Origin of the sequence: Synechococcus sp. W55.2, assembly GCF_047461635.1 — a bacterium.
In the GTDB taxonomy this organism is placed as follows: domain Bacteria; phylum Cyanobacteriota; class Cyanobacteriia; order Thermostichales; family Thermostichaceae; genus Thermostichus.
Genome location: NZ_JANSHM010000006.1, coordinates 17,430 through 32,692, shown reverse-complemented (window position 1 = coordinate 32,692; position 15,263 = coordinate 17,430). Strand labels below are relative to the sequence as shown.

Genomic DNA, 15,263 nt, shown 5'->3' with positions numbered 1-15,263 from the left:
AACAAACAAACTATGGCAGCCAGGGAAACTGGCGAAAGTTAGGTGGGCGCTTTTCCAAAAAGGCGCGTTTGCCCTCAGCAGCTTCCTCGGTCATGTAGAACAGCAACGTCGCATCTCCGGCCAGCTCCTGCAGCCCCACCTGCCCATCGCAGTCGGCGTTGAAGGCGGCTTTGAGGCAGCGGATGGCTAAGGGGCTGTGCTGGAGAATTTCTTGCGCCCAGCGGATCCCTTCAGCTTCTAGCTCTTCCACCGGCACCACGGCATTGACCAGACCCATCTCCAGGGCTTGGGCTGCGGTGTATTGGCGGCAGAGGAACCAAATCTCGCGGGCTTTTTTTTGCCCCACCACCCGCGCTAGGTAGGCGGCCCCAAAGCCTCCGTCGAAGCTGCCTACTCTGGGGCCGGTTTGCCCAAAGATGGCGTTGTCGGCGGCAATGGTCAGGTCGCAGATGAGGTGCAAAACATGGCCACCCCCGATGGCGTAGCCTGCCACTAGGGCAATCACCACCTTGGGCAAAGAGCGGATGATGCGCTGCAGATCCAGCACATTGAGACGAGGGATCCCGGCCTCATCCAGGTAACCGGCCTCGCCCCGTACGCTTTGATCCCCGCCGGCGCAGAAGGCATACTTCCCATCGGTATGGGGCCCGGCGCCTGTTAAGAGCACTACTCCAATCCTGGGATCCTCTCGCACATCGGCAAACGCATCAATCAGCTCGGCAATGGTCTTGGGGCGGAAGGCGTTGCGCTTGTGGGGACGGTTGATGGTGATCTTGGCAATGCCATCCGTTTTTTCGTAAAGAATGTCTTCGTAGAGCTTGGCCGTCTGCCACATGGTGTCTGGGTGTATCTATTGGGATGCCGGGCCAGGAGAGTTCCGTTTGGCTGATGGGGGCTCACTATGAGGAGCACCTGGGTACTCTGCACCGCTACCGCGAACGGCCTGAAAAGGCTAGGTAGAACGGTTGGTCGCTTGGATGAGGGCTTCCACCAATCCTTCCAAAGTATACTCCTGGGCTGCGATGTCCACTCGACCAAATGCAGCCTTGCAGGTTGCGGCCGTCTTGGGGCCAATGGCGGCAATCTGCACGGGTGGATCCCAGATCTCAGGGCCCAGCCCTGCCTGCTGGATCAAGTGGGCAAAATGCTGTACTGTCTTGGAGCTGGCAAAGGTGAGGATGTCCACCTGGTGGGCTTTAAGAGCTTCCAGGACCTGGGGATCCGCTGCTGCTGGACAGGCGGACTGATAGGCGGCCACCTCCACCACCTCTGCTCCTCGCTGCCGCAACCCCTGTACCAGCTCCTCCCGCCCTCCTGACTCAACGCGGGGAAAGAGGATGCGCTGCCCCTGCACTGGCTGCGGCCAAATGGGTAGCAGGGCTTCGGCCACAAACTCGGAGGGCATTAGATCCGGGCGAATGCCGTACTGGGCCAGCACGGAAGCGGTTTTGGATCCCACCACCGCCACTTGTACGGGGTGGAGAGCCCGACTGTCCCGACCTTGCCGCTGCAGCCGCTCAAAGAAAGCCTGCACTCCATTGGCAGAGGTCAGCAGCAGCCAGTCGAATTGTTCCAGGTTGGCAATGGCTGTATCCAAGGGATCCCAGCTCGTGGGCGGCTGGATCACCAGGGTCGGCATCTCCAGCACCCGCGCCCCCTGGGCCTGCAGCAACTCACAAAAAGCTGGCGATTGCCCCTCAGAACGGGTAACCAGCACCGTCTTGCCTGCCAGGGGAGCCGGCGGAGGCAAAGGAGGGATCCCCGGCAAAAAGTCCTGCCGCAGCCGCACCACCTCCCCAACCACCAGTAGGCCCGGCAACTTTGCCTGACTCTCCCCCTGCTGCAGCTCGGCCAAGGTGCCTACCCACACCTGTTGCTCTGCCTGCCCCGCTCCCCAGATCACAGCCACCGGTCGGTCTGCCGGGATCCCAGACTCCACCAGCCGTGCGCCAATGTGCTGTCGCTGCCGGGATCCCATCAAAATCACCAAAGTATCCAACTGGGCCAGGGCGCTCCAGGGCAAGGCCTCTAGATCGTGGGCAGTCAGCACGGCAAAAACGCGGCTTAAGTGCTTATCGGTCAGGGGGATCCCTGCCCAGAGGGGGCCAGCCAGGGCCGACGACAACCCCGGCCAAATCTCAAAGGGACAGCCCGCCTCCCTAAGGGCTTGGATCTCCTCGCGAGCGCGGCCAAAGATCAAGGGATCCCCCGACTTAAGGTGAACCACCTGTTTGCCTTCCCGACAGCGCTGAATTAACCAGAGGATGCCCTGCTGTAAGCTCGCTTCTCCTGAGCGCCGCCACACCTGCGCCTGAGAGGGTAACTCCGCCAGCAAACGCTCATCCACCAGCTCGTCGATCCAGATAGCCTCAGCCTGCCGTAGGATCTCCAGTGCTCCCTGCGTCAGGCCCGCCCGCCCGCCCAGCCCTGCCCCCACTAGATACACCTTGCCCATGCCCTACCCCTTGGAATGTCGATCTTGCCCCTTGTAAGAAGGGGATCCCGCTTGCTTTGCAAATATAAATCGAAGACGCCTCCCAACAGCTCCTCTTCCAAGGGGTGGCCAGCCTGGGGAAAAACTGGTCTACTTGCGAGATACTGAAAGCGTGGCCGCCTGAGGATCCCTGCCTATGTCCGGTGTAACTCCAGAGCCTTGGCCGCGGCGGCGTTTTTTGGCCAGTGGAGCTGCTCTGCTAGCAGTAGGAACGGGCTCCCGCCCCTCTTCGGCCAGATCCCGGCCCTTACGACTGGTCACCAACTGGTACGCCCAGGCCGAACACGGCGGCTTTTACCAAGCCCTGGCCACCGGCATCTACGCCGACTACGGTCTGCAGGTGGAAATCCGCATGGGGGGAACGGCGGTTAACGTGCTGCAACTGCTAGCCGGGGGAGCGGCAGATTTTGTGCTCGGCGGCAGCCCCGACGCTCTGGCGGCTCTGCAAGCTGGGATCCCTGTTCTCACCGTGGCCGCCTTTTTCCAGAAGGATCCCCAGTGTCTCTTGGCCCATCCAGGGGTGGGCATCGAGCGCCTGGAAGACCTGCGGGGCAAGCCCATCTGGGTGTCACCGGGGGCCAACCTCACCTACTGGCCTTTTTTGCGGGCCAAATTTGGCTTTACCGACGAGCAGAAGCGCCCCTACAACCTCAGCCTCACGCCCTTCTTGCTGGACAAGTCTTCTGCCCAGCAGGGCTATGTGACCTCCGAGCCCTTCCGCGTGCGCCAGGAGGGGGGCTTTGATCCCGTCGTTTTTCTGCTGGCCGACTACGGCTATTCCCCCTACGCCACCACCCTGGAGACCACCCGCCCCTTTGCCGAACAGCACCCGGAGCAGGTGCGAAAATTTGTAGCTGCCTCCATCCAGGGCTGGCAGAGCTACCTAGAGGATCCCCGCCCCGGCAATCGCCTCATCCGCCAAGACAACCCCAACATGAGCGAGGCCCTCCTGGCCTACGCCCACCAAGCCCTAAAAGACTACGGCCTTCTCACCAGTGGAGATGCCGCCACGCTGGGAATCGGCGCCATGACCCACCAGCGCTGGCAAACCTACTTTCAGGAGATGGTGGCCCTGGGGATCGGCGCAGCGGGTCTGGAGGTTCGCCAAGCCTATACCCTCGACTTCCTCCCCGGCCCCACTGCCTAAGGGATCCCCACTTCCATCGCCGCCAAACTGTGCAAAAGCGGGGATCCCTGCATCCCCAGCTCATGGCGCCGGTGCATTTGGTTTGTCAGCAAGTAGGCCAAAGGTGGGTGGCCGCTCAGCCGTTGGCGGGGGTGGGGCAGATGGTCGTTGCCGAACTGGTGGCGGTACTCCTCCGAGTCGATAAAGGCATTGACCATGGCCTGCAAGCCCTGGTGCACCAAAATGTCGTGGTAGGTGGCCACCTCAGCTTTGCTGGCCGGGGCCCGCCCCAAAAAGTGCTTGAAACCCTGCTCCACACAGCGGGTGTTGCAGCCGGCACTGAAAAACAGCCGCTGATAAAGACGGGATCCCCCAATCTGGCGAACCAAGCGCTTAATCCCGATCCGCCCCCGCAAGAAGTCCTGCTCGATTTTCTCCAGCTCTCCCGCTTTCTCGTGCTGGTAGGGCTGGCGTTCCAAAAGCTGCTGATAGGCGGCCCGCAACAGGTTTTGCAACGTTTGCGGATCCTGCCGGCGCTGGCGTGGTTCCATGGCAATAGCTCCCAATCGACAGAACTGACAAAAACAGACAAAACGAGGGGCTACTTTAAAGAAATGGCCAAGAGAGTAGCGAATGGCTCAATACGCTTTTACGGCAAACTTCGGCACATCCTTCTGTAACAAAACTGCCAACAAAAGACTATGAAGAGCCTACTTGAGATTTACCTTGACGATAGAACAACCGACGTAGATCCGCGATAAATATTTACAAAAGGATTGTCGTTGGCTCTGATTTACGTGATTTCACTTTGTGGCTTTCTGGGCGATAAAAAGATTCCGTGTTTATCCGTAGTTAAGGATTATGACATTTTCATCCAAGATGACCTCATCCAAATCCAAAATAAAGTAAAGAATATAGCCTTCCCCAGAGTTGCTTGTGCGGGACTCATCATCTGAGGTGACCTACATTTAACTTTAATCGACTGGGAAATCAGGTGTTGCCGTAGACCTGCAGAAGGACTGCAGGGAGGGGAGTTAATTGTTGTGATTTGTTTGCGTTGCTTTTGCAGTAGATCTTGCCCGCCGGGGTTTCTTGCCTGCCCTTAGCGTTTGGATCCCGTCTATGGTTAAACAAATCCGGCTAGAGCCTTTATCTCGTGTCTCGGAGGTCGATACCTACAGCAATCTGCTGTCGGCCATTTTGTCGGAGGAGCTGCAGGTTTCGCGGGAATGTAACGGTCGCGGCCTCTGCGCCACCTGTCATGTTTACGTCAAAGAGGGAATGGAAAGCCTCACTCCCATCACCCCCCGCGAAGCAAAAACTCTGGAAGTGATCACCAGCGCCCGCAGCAATTCTCGTCTGGCCTGCCAGGCCAGGGTGGTTTCCGATGGCGTGGTGGTGGAGCTGCCGCCGGGAATGTACGTGAACTCGCTGAGGGATATCGAAGTGCTCATCGGTCGGCGGGCCGAACAAGACCTGCTGCACCCACGGACGGGGAAGGTTTTGGTGGAGCAGGGCAAGATCATCACTCGCTCTACTGTTAAGCAGCTAGAAAATGAGGACTTCCGCATCATTGGCAATACGCTGGCCCAAACTCGGGAAGTTTGATGGATTGTCGATATTCAGGGATCCCTTGAGCTCGGCAGGTGTTGTTTTATAAACAATCAAACAAGAGTTGAACAATGTTGGATCCCTCAGATAGCTGACCAAGTTTATCGAATGCTTAGCCATTCATTTTGTTGACTCATTGGCATTGTCTGGCCCAGTTGATCCCTACAAATCCCACCAAATCCTGTTGCTTTGCAATCTAGAATTATCCATTTTTTATCAGGAGAGCGCCATGGCCACTACATCTCGACCGGATCCCCGTCCTGCAGTCACCCTGCCTGTGGGCCGTGACAAGCATGCTCACTACAGTTACCGCGATTTCTTTCGCTTCAACCGAGATCAGGGCACGATTATCGATTGGAACAACACCCAAAATCTGCTGTTGAGCGAAGACTTTATTGTGGGCCTGCAAACAGGCTTGGAACGGGAGGTGGGGGATGCTTCGGCGGCGGTGATGTACACCATTGGCAGAGATTGGGGCATCCGCGATGCCAAGCACTTCTCCGAGTGGTACGAGCGGGAGTATGGGATTGGCGTAAAACAGTCCAACCTTTTGTTTTTGCTGGAGACTTGGTGGTGGCCTTTTACGGCTCAGGGCTGGGGCAAGTGGGAGGTGGAAACCGAATCCAAACAAAAAGGCTTCCTGTTTATCAACTTGTTTGACTCGATGGTGGCTCGCACCCTTGGGGATGTGGGCAAGCCGGTTTGTCATCTCTATGCCGGGCTATTTGCCGGGTTTTTCACCGCTATGACTTCCCGCGAGCTGGCCTGCATCGAGATCCAGTGCTACGCCATGGGGGAAACCTACTGCAAGTTCCTGTTGGGCGGGCAAGAACGCATTGATGCCGCCAATTTTTGGATCACCGAAGGGGCCAGCGCCCGCGAGATCGAGCAGCGTTTACAGCAAATGTAAGGCTTGCTTGTGGTTCTGTCGTTCCTCAGCGCTTTGGAGAAGCTGACATGCTCACCCTAGATCCTGCTCGAGATCTAACCCAGCCCCTGATGCTCTTCTTGCAGGGGTTGAACTGGGATAATCGACCCCCAGCCAAGGCTTCCTCCGCTCAAGAACTGCCGCCGCAGTCCCCCATGCTCTTTGCCCAATCGGTGGGACAGTTTTTTGCCGGCTTCAATTGGTCGGGCATCCGCCCACGCTCAGAGCCGCTGCCGGAATTGCCAGCGGAGGATCCCTTTACCCTTGAGGATTTTGCCGCCTTGTTTGGCGGAGCTTTGCTCTAGCTCTGGTTTGTTCAGGGATCTCGGTTTTGTTTTGCCCTCTGTTTTTAAGGAGACTTCACCCATGGATGACCTTCACTCTTGGCCAGAACGCATTGCCGAGCGAGAAGGGGATTACTTAACACCCGACGATCTGCAAGACCTGATTCGCTACTCTCTCTCTTTTCAAGAACGGCTGGAGCTTTACCAGGTCTTACAACAGCAGGAGCTGACCTGGATCCAAAGGGTCTTGCAACAGCAGGGGCCAACCCCCGTCGCGACAGCGTTGCCCAGCAGCAATCCCGCCAGAGAGGGGGCAGAACCTTCTCTAACCCCGGCTCAGCGCCTCTTGGCTCGTCAATTGGCCTTTTGCTTGCGCTCCCTGGGCCTGAGCCTGTTGATAGGGGATCCCACCCCTGTGCAGCAGGTAACTCTTGGTGCGATGGAACAGTACCTAGGGTTGCCGCAAGCGCTCGCTCAGCTACGGGCAGTGGTTCAGGGATCCCTGCCAGCGGATCAGCAGGGTTTGCTTGCCCCCTACTGGCAAGAGCTACAAGCTGTCTGCGCCACTTCTCAGGCCCAGTTCCCTTCCCCCTCTTCTTCTAGGTCTGAGGCCGAGGTTGACCTGCCCACAGTTCCGCCGGAGAGGGCTCTCACCTTGGCGGAAATGTTTGTGTGAAGCCCACTGAAGGAGGCTCTATCTATGAATTCAAGGGTTGCCGAGCTGATGCAACAAAGCGAAGGCCGCTATCTGCGCCCGGACGAGTTGAAAACTCTACACGCCTACGTGGAAGGGATCCCGAAGCGGGTCCGCCTTTACCAGGTTCTGCAGGCCAAAGAACAAGAGTTGCTGGATCGGGTGATGGAGAAGTTTCAGCCGATGATGCCGAATTTAATCCGCCAGCATGGTCACCTGGCCTGGGAGCGCTGCCGCCGGGATCTGAGCATGGTGTGGCGCTACTGCTGCATGGCCATGCTGCTCAACGACGAAGACTACCTGAGGGATAAATTGCTCTACTGGCTGGAGACGATCCTGAAATCGTTCAAGATGCGCGACCAATGCCAGCCTGCCTACAAGTTAATGCTCGACTCCCTGACCTACATCTTTGGGGCAGAAGAGAGCGAGATGATCCGTCCTTATCTGCTTTTGGCCAAATCCATGCTGGTTAACTAGGTCCATTCGCCCTCAATGGATTCCCTAGTTTTGCCAATCCACCGGACATTCATCCCTTCACTCCAAAAGGCCAAGTTCCAGCCGCCCTCAAATCCGTCCATCCCCCTGTGAGATAGCCATGACTACCCTGCAAGAGATTCTGCAAGACCAGATCTTGCCTGGGCACTGCTTTAGCCCTGCCTACTACATCCGCCCTGACATCCACACCGGACTGCTCTACAGCCGCGGAGGATACCGCTTGGCGGCCTTTCCCATGCCCCTGCTGGAAGCTCTCTACTCCGGCCTGCGCTACGAAACCGGCCAAGCCACCCGCGTCATTCTCTACAACTGTGGCCGCGATTGGGGAGAGGCATTTTTCCGCCGTGTTGAAGACGAGCTTTCCGGCTACTACCAGCAGCCGCTGCAGGAATTGCCGATGGGGATCTTCCTGGATGCCCTCAGCGATCTCTGGGCTACCCACGGCTGGGGACGCCTGGAGCTGGATTTTTCCGCCGCCGACCACGGCTTGGTTCAGGCCGGGATCCGCCATTCCGGGTTTGCCCTGGCCGCTCGCGCCAGCTTCAACCCGGAGGAACCTTCTGCACGGCGAGAGCCTGCCGGATATTTGGAGGCGGGAATGCTGGCCAGCCTCTTCTCCTTGCTTTCGGGGCGGGATCTCATCTGCGTGCAGACCACCTGCGAATCCCTGGGGGCCGATCTCAACCGCTTCCTCATCGGCACGGCTCAGCGGCTGCACCACTGCGAGGAGTGGGTGCGCAAGGGCCTCTCCCACGACGAGATTTTGGATCGGCTCACGGCCAGTCCCTAGAAAGGGATCCCTGGCCAGAGCTGTTTTCAGAAGCTCGCTAGGGCAGGTAGGGCTGAAAATCTTGGGTGACCGTCAGCGTCAAGTTGGCATTGGCGTCGATCACCGCCACTTCCGGCGCCGTTACATTGCCGATGACAGCCCCTGCCGCCGCTCCGCCCAGCACTTTCTCCGTCGAGATCACCCGGTCGCCGAAGAGGCCCCCCAAAATCGCTCCTGCGGCTGCCCCGATCAAGGCATCCTGCACAATCGCTTCCCCGGAAGTGTGGCGGGGATCCTTACGCAGCGGGATAACCTGGCTCTGGGCATAGAGGGGGTAGGATTGGCCGTTGAAAATCAAAGCCCGCGAAACAAACTGGGTGCCGCCGCTCACCGGCTGAAATTGGCCTTCCAAAACAGCCCCCGCCGGGACGACCATGTTGCCGTAGATGTCCCGCAGAGGGGTATCCAAGCTAAGGCTGACGGCGCGGGTTTCCCCAGGGGCAATCAAGAGGGTTTCTGGGGAGCGATGCACCGCCTGGATCAGATCCCCAGAGCGCAATAGCAACGTGGTTTGCAGTTGAAAGGGCTGGCCAGGTTGCAGGGGTTGAGGGCCAGGGGGAAGGGGGCGAGGATTCACAGGACGCCATCCCTCACCGGCAGGCGGTGGTGGCAAGGGCCCCATTTGGGCCAAAACTGGGGCGGCCATCTGCGCTGAGAGCAATCCACCAAGCAGAGGAGCCAACAGGCGGCTGGCTGGGTTGGTCATGGTCTTACCCCCATTCATCATTCCTACGCTAGCTGCAAACCGGACAAAACCGGGAGCCTTTCGGGCCTTACCTATCTTTTACCTATCTTGATCAAAGCCAACTGAATGGAAATGGGCTACCTCAGGTGAGCAGATTCCGCTGCTCTTCGCTCCAGATAGAAGTACGGAAAAACGCTAGGGTTGCCCACTCTGGGATCCCTGCTGTCCATGTTAGATTAGGCCCTAGGTTTCTCCCCCTGCGTGGGGCCGAAGTCTTGCAGCATCCCAACCCTCTTCTTGTAGCTATGAAGCGCAGCACATCCATGCCGGGCCAGCCCTCTCCCGGGTCAGAAGCTTCCGCCCAACCTGCCCAATCCTCTTTCCAGCCTTTTGCCATCTCCACTTGGAAGTCTCTTCTCTCGTCAGTGCTGCTGGTGCTGCTGGGCATTGGGCTGGGAGCGGCTCTGGTGGGGGGCAAGGGGGTATCTGCCCAGACGACGGCAACCCCGCCCCAACTGAACCTGAATTTCATCGCCGATGTGGCGCAAAAGGTGGGGCCGGCGGTGGTTCGCATCGATGCTGAGCGGACGGTGCGCGCCCCTGCCCCTTTTCCGGAGGAGTTTTTCAGCGATCCCTTTTTCCGGGATTTCTTTGGCCAAGCGATCCCTTCCATCCCTCGGCAGCGGCGACAGCAGGGAACCGGCTCTGGGTTCATCATCAGCCCAGACGGCCAGATCATCACCAATGCCCATGTGGTCGAGGGATCCGACAAGGTAACGGTGACGCTCAAGGATACCCGCAGCTTTGATGGGCAGGTAATCGGTTCGGATCCGGTTACGGACATCGCCGTGGTGAAGATCAACGCCCAGAACCTGCCGACCGTGAAGCTGGGGCGCTCGGAAACCCTGGAGCCGGGCCAGTGGGCCATTGCCATCGGCAACCCCCTGGGTTTGGATAACACCGTTACGGCTGGGATCATCAGCGCTTTGGGCCGTTCCAGCGGGGAGATTCGGGTGCCTGACAAGCGGGTATCTTTTATCCAAACGGATGCGGCCATTAACCCCGGCAACTCCGGCGGCCCGCTGCTCAACGCTCAAGGGGAGGTGATAGGGGTGAACACCGCCATCATCCAGGGAGCGCAAGGGTTGGGCTTCGCCATCCCCATTGAGACGGCCCAGCGGGTGGCCAATCAGTTGATCACTCGCGGCAAGGTGGATCACCCCTACCTGGGCATCCGCATGCTGACGCTGACTCCAGAGCTGAAGGAGCGCCTCAACCAGGATCCCAATAGCCGCATTTTGATAACGGTGGATCAGGGTGTACTGATTGGCGAAGTCATCCAGGGATCCCCAGCGGAACGGGCAGGGCTGCGGTCTGGGGATGTCATTCTCTCCATCAATGATCGTGCCGTAACCACAGCCGATCAGGTGCAACAGGAGGTGGAGCGCACTGAGGTGGGCAGCACCCTGGAGCTGGAGATCGAGCGAGCCGGGCGGCGACAGAAGATCCGCGCGGTAACAGGCTCTTTCCCGGCCCCCAGCGGAGGCTGATCGCGCCAGCGGGACGGAGTCCTTTCGCGCCAGCGGGACGGAGTCCTTTCGCGCCAGCGGGACGGAGTCCTTTCGCGCCAGCGGGACGGAGTCCTTGACCCCAGCGACACAGCAGGGTTGTTCTCAATGGGGGTGAACTTCCCTCTTCCCCTGGGAGAGGGGCTGGGTCGGTGCTGATCGCGCCAGCGGGACGGAGTCCTATCGCGCCAGCGAGACGGAGTCCTTACACTTGGGCTATTTCAAACCAACTTGCAGTGACCGTACTGGCGATCTCTACGGTTGGTTCTTGCAGTTACGGCTCAGGGAAAATAATGGTTTAATGGTGACTTAACAGTCGAAACTTCCTGGCCCAGGCCGGAACGCTCTCGGCAGGGCCTCTTGTCATTAGCCTGGGATCCCTTCTCCCCTTGCCTATGCTGAAAACCACTCGTCGCTTGGCTTTGCTGGCCCTGTCGGGGCTGGCGGTTCTTGTTCTCACTCCCCAAGGGGGCCTCGCCAAGCCCATTACCGTCGGCTCCAAGGACTTTACCGAGCAGTTTATTTTGGGGGAAATGTACGCCTTAGCCCTGGAGGCGGCAGGGTTCACGGTGGAGCGCAAGCTCAACCTGGGCGGAACACCGGTAGCCCATGCGGGCTTGTTGAGCGGCGAGATCGATCTCTACCCCGAGTACACCGGCACCGGCCTGCTGACGGTGCTTAAACTGCCCACCAGCGGCGACCCGGCAGAGGTGTACGCGACGGTGGCCCGCGAGTACGAGAGCCGGTTCCGATTGATTTGGCTGGATCCCGCCCCCATGAACAACACTCAGGCCCTGGCCATGACCCGAACTAGAGCGGCTGAGCTGGGCATCGCCACCATCTCGGACATGGTGGCCAAAGCGGGCGAGCTGGTGATGATCGGGCCGCCGGAGTTTCAAGCCCGCGAGGATGGCCTACCTGGGATCCAAGCCGTCTACGGTAATTTCCGGCTCAAGGCCTACAAAGCAGTGGATCCCGGCCTGCGCTACCAGGGCTTGGTCAATGGGGAAGCGGATGTGGCGGTGGCCTTCGGCACCGATGGGGAAATTGCCGCCTTTGACCTGGTGCTGCTGGAGGATGACAAGCAGCTTTTCCCCCCCTACCAGGTGGCGCCGGTGGTGCGCAAGGATACCCTGGAGGCCAACCCCGGCATTGCCGCTGCTTTGAATGCCCTCTCCCCTCTGCTGACGGATGAGGTGATGCAGCGGTTGAACTACGAGGTGAGCGGCAACCGCAAGGAGCCGGCGGAGGTGGCCAGAACTTTCTTGGTGGAAGCCGGCATCCTGAAGAAATAATCTTGCCCCTGCACGAGGCCCTGAGGTGAGCACCGTTGAGTTCGAGCGGGTGTCGCTGCGCTTTCCCCACAGTTCCCAGCCGGCTGTGGACGAGTGCAGTTTTTCCGTGGAGTCGGGCCAGTTGGTGGTCATTTTGGGGCCTTCTGGCTGCGGCAAAACCACCCTTCTGAAAATGGTGAATCGCCTACTGGATCCCACCCAGGGGCAGATTCGCTTGGACGGGCGGGATATCCGCCAGTTTCCCGTCACGGCTCTGCGGCAGCGGATCGGCTATGTTATCCAGCAATCGGGGCTGTTTCCCCACATGACGGTGGCCCAGAATGTGGCGGTGGTGCCGCGACTTTTGGGATGGGCGAAGGAGCGCATCCGCGAGCGGGTGGACGAGCTGCTCAGCTTGGTTAATTTGCCCCCCCACGAGTACCGCCACCGCTACCCTGCCCAACTGTCGGGTGGACAACAGCAGCGGGTGGGGCTGGCGCGGGCGCTGGCCGGGGATCCAGGGCTGCTGCTGATGGACGAGCCCTTTGGGGCCATCGACGCCATTACCCGCAGCAAGCTGCAAGAGGAGATCCTGCGCCTGCAACGGCAATTGAAAAAAACCATCCTGTTCGTCTCCCACGATGTGGAAGAGGCGCTGCGCCTGGCGGATCGCATTTTGGTGATGCAGAAGGGGCGGGTGGTGCAGTTCGACACTCCCTTTCGGCTGCTCACCCAACCGGCTACTCCCTTTGTTAAGGAACTGCTGGGGGCAGATGACATGGTGCGGCAACTGAGTGTGCTGCGGGTGGAAACGGCGATGGCCGGGATCCCGCACAACCACAAAATCCAAGAGGGAGCGATGGTGAGGCCCCAGGCCACTTTGCGGCAAGCCTTGTCCCTGCTGTTGCGCACAGGGGCGGCAGCCCTGACGGTGTGGGAGGACGGGCGGGCCATCGGCGTTTTGACCTTGGATCACATTCGCAGCTTGGCCATGCTGGAGGGGGGATCCGCGTGAGCTATCTCCTCAACCACCCCGGCCTGATGTGGCAGCTCACCCAAGAGCATCTGGCGATGGTGGGGATGACCTTGGGCATGGCGGTGGTGCTGGCGGTGCCGCTGGCTCTGCTGGTTCACCACGTGCGCTGGTTGGCCCTGCCGGTCATGGGGATCCTCAGCATCCTGTACACAGTGCCCAGCCTGGCTTTGATCATTTTGTTGGTGCCCTGGCTTGGCCTCAATGCCCGCTCGGTGGTGGTGGCGATGGTGATCTACACGCAGGTGATCTTGGTGCGCCATTTTTGCGTGGGCCTGCGCTCGGTCGAGCCTGCCATCCTGGAAGCTGCCAAGGGCATGGGGATGAACCTCTGGCAACGGTGGTGGCAGGTGCAGGTGCCGCTCATGCTGCCCATTGTTTTGGCAGGGCTGCGGCTGGCGGCAATTGTGGCCATTGCCATTGCCACCGTGGGCGCCAAGTTTGGGGCAGGGGGACTGGGAACCCTGCTGTTCGATGGCATTGCCCAGGCCGGTCGCTACGACAAGATCTGGGCCGGATCCCTGGCGGTGGGATCCCTGGCCTTGCTGGTGAACACAGCCTTGCTCAGCCTGGAATGGGCGGCCCGTCGTGGCTGAGGGGGTAGACTTAAGGACTCCGTCCCGCTGGCGCGATCGGGCAGGTTTATCCTCTAGTTGTGTGGGGCGAAACTGGGTGTAGCATGGGTGAGCAACCAGGGACTCCGTCCCGCTGGCGTGAGCGGGTGAGAGATTGGTCATCCCACGCCGATTGGGAGCTGATGGAAGCGCTCAAGGCGGGGCAACCTGCTGCTCTGGCTGCGCTCTACGATCGCTATGCCGGCTTGGTCTATGGGCTGGCCTTCAAGATCCTGGGCCACGTGGCCGAGGCAGAAGACCTGACTCAGGAGGTGTTTGTCGAGCTGTGGCGCAAGGTTGGCTGTGATCCAAGGACTCCGTCCGAGTCGCGCGAGCGGCGGGGATCCCTGAGCAGTTTTTTGTGCATCCTGACCCGCTCGCGGGCCATTGACCGTCTGCGTTCTCAGGGCAGCCACCAACTTCTTTTGAAACGCTGGCAGACCATTCTCAGCGCCGTTCGCGTTAGCGGGACGGAGTCCTTTAGCAAGACTCGGTTCCCTTTTGAGCAGGTTTCCATCGAGGAGCGGCGGCAAGCGGTGCAAGCGGCCCTCAGCCAATTGCCCGAAAACCAACGGCAGATCCTGGAGTTGCTCTATTACCAAGGGTTGAGCCAGGCGGACATTGCTCGCCAATTGGGGATCCCGTTGGGGACGGTTAAGACCCGCTCTCGCCAAGCTCTCTGCAAATTGCGGGGATCCCTGCGCGCCCTTCTGGGTTTCTGCTCGCGTTAGCGGGACCGCGTCCTTTCGCGTTAGCGGGACGGAGTCCTAGGTTTGGAGTTGAGTTCTGGTGTTGGGATGGCCATGTCTGATCGCGTCAGCGGGACGGAGTCCTATCGCGTTAGCGGGACGGAGTCCTTATCCACCTCGCCCCCTTTAACAGAGGAACGGGAAGAACTGGCCGGCTATCTGCTGGGGGACTTGTCTCCCGAGCAGGCGAGTGCTCTAGAGGCACGCCTAACCCAAGACCCTCGGCTGGTGGCCGAACTGCAAGCCTTGCAAGAAACCTTGGAATTGTTGCCCTACGGATTGCCAGGAGTGCTCCCGCCCGCCAGCTTGCGCGACCAGGTGATGGCAGAGGTGGGGGCTATCGGCTTACGCGAGCAGGAGATGGCAGTCCCCCTTCACTCTCCACTGCCTGCTTTTGGGGTGGGGTGGCGCTGGTTGGGAGGCTTGGTGGCGGCAATTTTGGTTCTGCTCAGCTTGGACAACTGGCGACTGCGGCAAGCTCTGCAACTGGCCCAGTTAGAGCCGGTGCGGGCATTGTCTCATCTCCTGCAACAGCCGGGATCCCGTCTGGTGCATTTGCAGGGGGAGGTGGGGACGGCCAATGTGCTGTTTCGCCCAGGAGACTGGCAGGAGGTTATCTTGGCCGCACGGGATCTGCCCCAACCGGTGGCGGGGGAGCGCTACTCCCTCTGGCTCAAGCTGGATAATGGCGAGTTCCTCCACTGTGGTGACTTTCAGGTGGATGCTCAAGGCTCTGCTCTGGTGGCCCTACGCCCATCCCGCACGTTGCCGGCAGGTACCCGCGCCCAAGAGCTGGTGATTGCGACCGGTTCCCGCCAACTGCCCGCTCGCGCTACTCGGACGGAGTCCTTGAAACCCCTTCTGACGGGCAAAGTGTGA

17 protein-coding genes are annotated in these 15,263 nt (G+C 59.7%); 13 read left to right on the top strand and 4 right to left on the bottom strand.

All coding sequences use genetic code 11. The features are described from left to right. Nucleotides 1-10: 10 nt before the first annotated feature. Together menB and cobA are read right to left on the bottom strand one after the other, a co-directional pair. On the bottom strand, nt 11-835 hold the full coding sequence (gene menB / locus NW828_RS02555) for a 1,4-dihydroxy-2-naphthoyl-CoA synthase (protein WP_011432215.1): 825 nt from the start codon (nt 833-835) through the stop codon (nt 11-13). A 117-nt stretch (nt 836-952) separates the two neighbouring features. Next, the gene (cobA, locus tag NW828_RS02550) at nt 953-2,455 is read right to left on the bottom strand and encodes a uroporphyrinogen-III C-methyltransferase (RefSeq protein ID WP_414381222.1); all 1,503 of its coding nucleotides are present in this window, start codon (nt 2,453-2,455) and stop codon (nt 953-955) included. A 175-nt stretch (nt 2,456-2,630) separates the two neighbouring features. Between cobA and NW828_RS02545 the strand changes: the two genes are divergently transcribed. Then, nucleotides 2,631-3,641, top strand: coding sequence for an ABC transporter substrate-binding protein (locus NW828_RS02545; protein ID WP_414381219.1), 1,011 nt, complete (start codon nt 2,631-2,633; stop codon nt 3,639-3,641). Here NW828_RS02545 and NW828_RS02540 read toward each other — a convergent pair. Continuing rightward, nucleotides 3,638-4,171, bottom strand: coding sequence for a phycobilisome rod-core linker polypeptide (locus tag NW828_RS02540; RefSeq protein WP_414381216.1), 534 nt, complete (start codon nt 4,169-4,171; stop codon nt 3,638-3,640). The genes NW828_RS02545 and NW828_RS02540 overlap by 4 nt on opposite strands. Before the next feature lie 571 nt (nt 4,172-4,742). Here NW828_RS02540 and NW828_RS02535 point away from each other — a divergent pair. The 6 genes from NW828_RS02535 to NW828_RS02510 all read left to right on the top strand — a co-directional run bounded on the left by NW828_RS02535 (nt 4,743) and on the right by NW828_RS02510 (nt 8,422). Next, nucleotides 4,743-5,228 carry a 2Fe-2S iron-sulfur cluster-binding protein gene (locus NW828_RS02535; protein WP_414381213.1) on the top strand — a complete coding sequence of 162 codons (486 nt, stop codon included), beginning with the start codon at nt 4,743-4,745 and terminating at the stop codon, nt 5,226-5,228. A 232-nt stretch (nt 5,229-5,460) separates the two neighbouring features. Beyond that, nucleotides 5,461-6,141: a V4R domain-containing protein gene (locus tag NW828_RS02530; RefSeq protein WP_414344053.1), complete on the top strand. Its 681-nt coding sequence runs from the start codon at nt 5,461-5,463 to the stop codon at nt 6,139-6,141. A 47-nt stretch (nt 6,142-6,188) separates the two neighbouring features. Continuing rightward, nucleotides 6,189-6,464, top strand: a complete 276-nt coding sequence (locus NW828_RS02525; RefSeq protein WP_414381210.1) for a hypothetical protein — start codon at nt 6,189-6,191, stop codon at nt 6,462-6,464. A gap of 61 nt (nt 6,465-6,525) precedes the next feature. Further along, nucleotides 6,526-7,119, top strand: a complete 594-nt coding sequence (locus tag NW828_RS02520; RefSeq protein ID WP_414381207.1) for a hypothetical protein — start codon at nt 6,526-6,528, stop codon at nt 7,117-7,119. A gap of 24 nt (nt 7,120-7,143) precedes the next feature. After that, nucleotides 7,144-7,614, top strand: a complete 471-nt coding sequence (locus NW828_RS02515) for a phycobilisome protein (RefSeq protein WP_414344046.1) — start codon at nt 7,144-7,146, stop codon at nt 7,612-7,614. A gap of 118 nt (nt 7,615-7,732) precedes the next feature. Then, a complete protein-coding gene (locus NW828_RS02510) occupies nt 7,733-8,422 on the top strand; it encodes a V4R domain-containing protein (RefSeq protein ID WP_414381204.1) in 690 nt (229 codons plus the stop codon). Between the two features lie 37 nt (nt 8,423-8,459). On the opposite strand, the gene NW828_RS02505 is transcribed toward NW828_RS02510, so the two are convergent. Next, a complete protein-coding gene (locus NW828_RS02505; protein ID WP_011432227.1) occupies nt 8,460-9,167 on the bottom strand; it encodes a hypothetical protein in 708 nt (235 codons plus the stop codon). 284 nt (nt 9,168-9,451) lie between these two features. Here NW828_RS02505 and NW828_RS02500 point away from each other — a divergent pair, with 284 nt between their 5' ends. The 6 genes from NW828_RS02500 to NW828_RS02475 all read left to right on the top strand — a co-directional run bounded on the left by NW828_RS02500 (nt 9,452) and on the right by NW828_RS02475 (nt 15,263). Further along, a complete protein-coding gene (locus NW828_RS02500; RefSeq protein ID WP_414381201.1) occupies nt 9,452-10,696 on the top strand; it encodes an HhoA/HhoB/HtrA family serine endopeptidase in 1,245 nt (414 codons plus the stop codon). Nucleotides 10,697-11,109: 413 nt separating this feature from the next. Next, nucleotides 11,110-12,009 (top strand): glycine betaine ABC transporter substrate-binding protein, encoded by a 900-nt coding sequence (locus NW828_RS02495; protein WP_414381281.1) that lies wholly within the window; start codon nt 11,110-11,112, stop codon nt 12,007-12,009. 25 nt (nt 12,010-12,034) lie between these two features. After that, on the top strand, nt 12,035-13,003 hold the full coding sequence (locus tag NW828_RS02490; RefSeq protein WP_414381198.1) for an ABC transporter ATP-binding protein: 969 nt from the start codon (nt 12,035-12,037) through the stop codon (nt 13,001-13,003). Further along, nucleotides 13,000-13,617, top strand: coding sequence for an ABC transporter permease (locus tag NW828_RS02485; RefSeq protein WP_414344038.1), 618 nt, complete (start codon nt 13,000-13,002; stop codon nt 13,615-13,617). Before NW828_RS02490 ends, NW828_RS02485 begins: the two co-directional genes overlap by 4 nt. Before the next feature lie 83 nt (nt 13,618-13,700). Then, entirely contained in the window at nt 13,701-14,366 is a 666-nt protein-coding gene (locus NW828_RS02480) for a sigma-70 family RNA polymerase sigma factor (protein ID WP_414381195.1), read from the top strand. Between the two features lie 66 nt (nt 14,367-14,432). After that, nucleotides 14,433-15,263, top strand: a complete 831-nt coding sequence (locus NW828_RS02475; protein WP_414381193.1) for an anti-sigma factor domain-containing protein — start codon at nt 14,433-14,435, stop codon at nt 15,261-15,263.

Excerpts from the sequence above, each read along its gene's own strand:
- menB (WP_011432215.1), bottom strand. The coding sequence starts at position 835 with ATGTGGCAGACGGCCAAGCTCTACGAAGACATTCTTTACGAAAAAACG.
- cobA (WP_414381222.1), bottom strand. The coding sequence starts at position 2,455 with ATGGGCAAGGTGTATCTAGTGGGGGCAGGGCTGGGCGGGCGGGCGGGC.
- NW828_RS02545 (WP_414381219.1), top strand. The coding sequence starts at position 2,631 with ATGTCCGGTGTAACTCCAGAGCCTTGGCCGCGGCGGCGTTTTTTGGCC.
- NW828_RS02540 (WP_414381216.1), bottom strand. The coding sequence starts at position 4,171 with ATGGAACCACGCCAGCGCCGGCAGGATCCGCAAACGTTGCAAAACCTG.
- NW828_RS02535 (WP_414381213.1), top strand. The coding sequence starts at position 4,743 with ATGGTTAAACAAATCCGGCTAGAGCCTTTATCTCGTGTCTCGGAGGTC.
- NW828_RS02530 (WP_414344053.1), top strand. The coding sequence starts at position 5,461 with ATGGCCACTACATCTCGACCGGATCCCCGTCCTGCAGTCACCCTGCCT.
- NW828_RS02525 (WP_414381210.1), top strand. The coding sequence starts at position 6,189 with ATGCTCACCCTAGATCCTGCTCGAGATCTAACCCAGCCCCTGATGCTC.
- NW828_RS02520 (WP_414381207.1), top strand. The coding sequence starts at position 6,526 with ATGGATGACCTTCACTCTTGGCCAGAACGCATTGCCGAGCGAGAAGGG.
- NW828_RS02515 (WP_414344046.1), top strand. The coding sequence starts at position 7,144 with ATGAATTCAAGGGTTGCCGAGCTGATGCAACAAAGCGAAGGCCGCTAT.
- NW828_RS02510 (WP_414381204.1), top strand. The coding sequence starts at position 7,733 with ATGACTACCCTGCAAGAGATTCTGCAAGACCAGATCTTGCCTGGGCAC.
- NW828_RS02505 (WP_011432227.1), bottom strand. The coding sequence starts at position 9,167 with ATGACCAACCCAGCCAGCCGCCTGTTGGCTCCTCTGCTTGGTGGATTG.
- NW828_RS02500 (WP_414381201.1), top strand. The coding sequence starts at position 9,452 with ATGAAGCGCAGCACATCCATGCCGGGCCAGCCCTCTCCCGGGTCAGAA.
- NW828_RS02495 (WP_414381281.1), top strand. The coding sequence starts at position 11,110 with ATGCTGAAAACCACTCGTCGCTTGGCTTTGCTGGCCCTGTCGGGGCTG.
- NW828_RS02480 (WP_414381195.1), top strand. The coding sequence starts at position 13,701 with ATGGGTGAGCAACCAGGGACTCCGTCCCGCTGGCGTGAGCGGGTGAGA.
- NW828_RS02475 (WP_414381193.1), top strand. The coding sequence starts at position 14,433 with ATGGCCATGTCTGATCGCGTCAGCGGGACGGAGTCCTATCGCGTTAGC.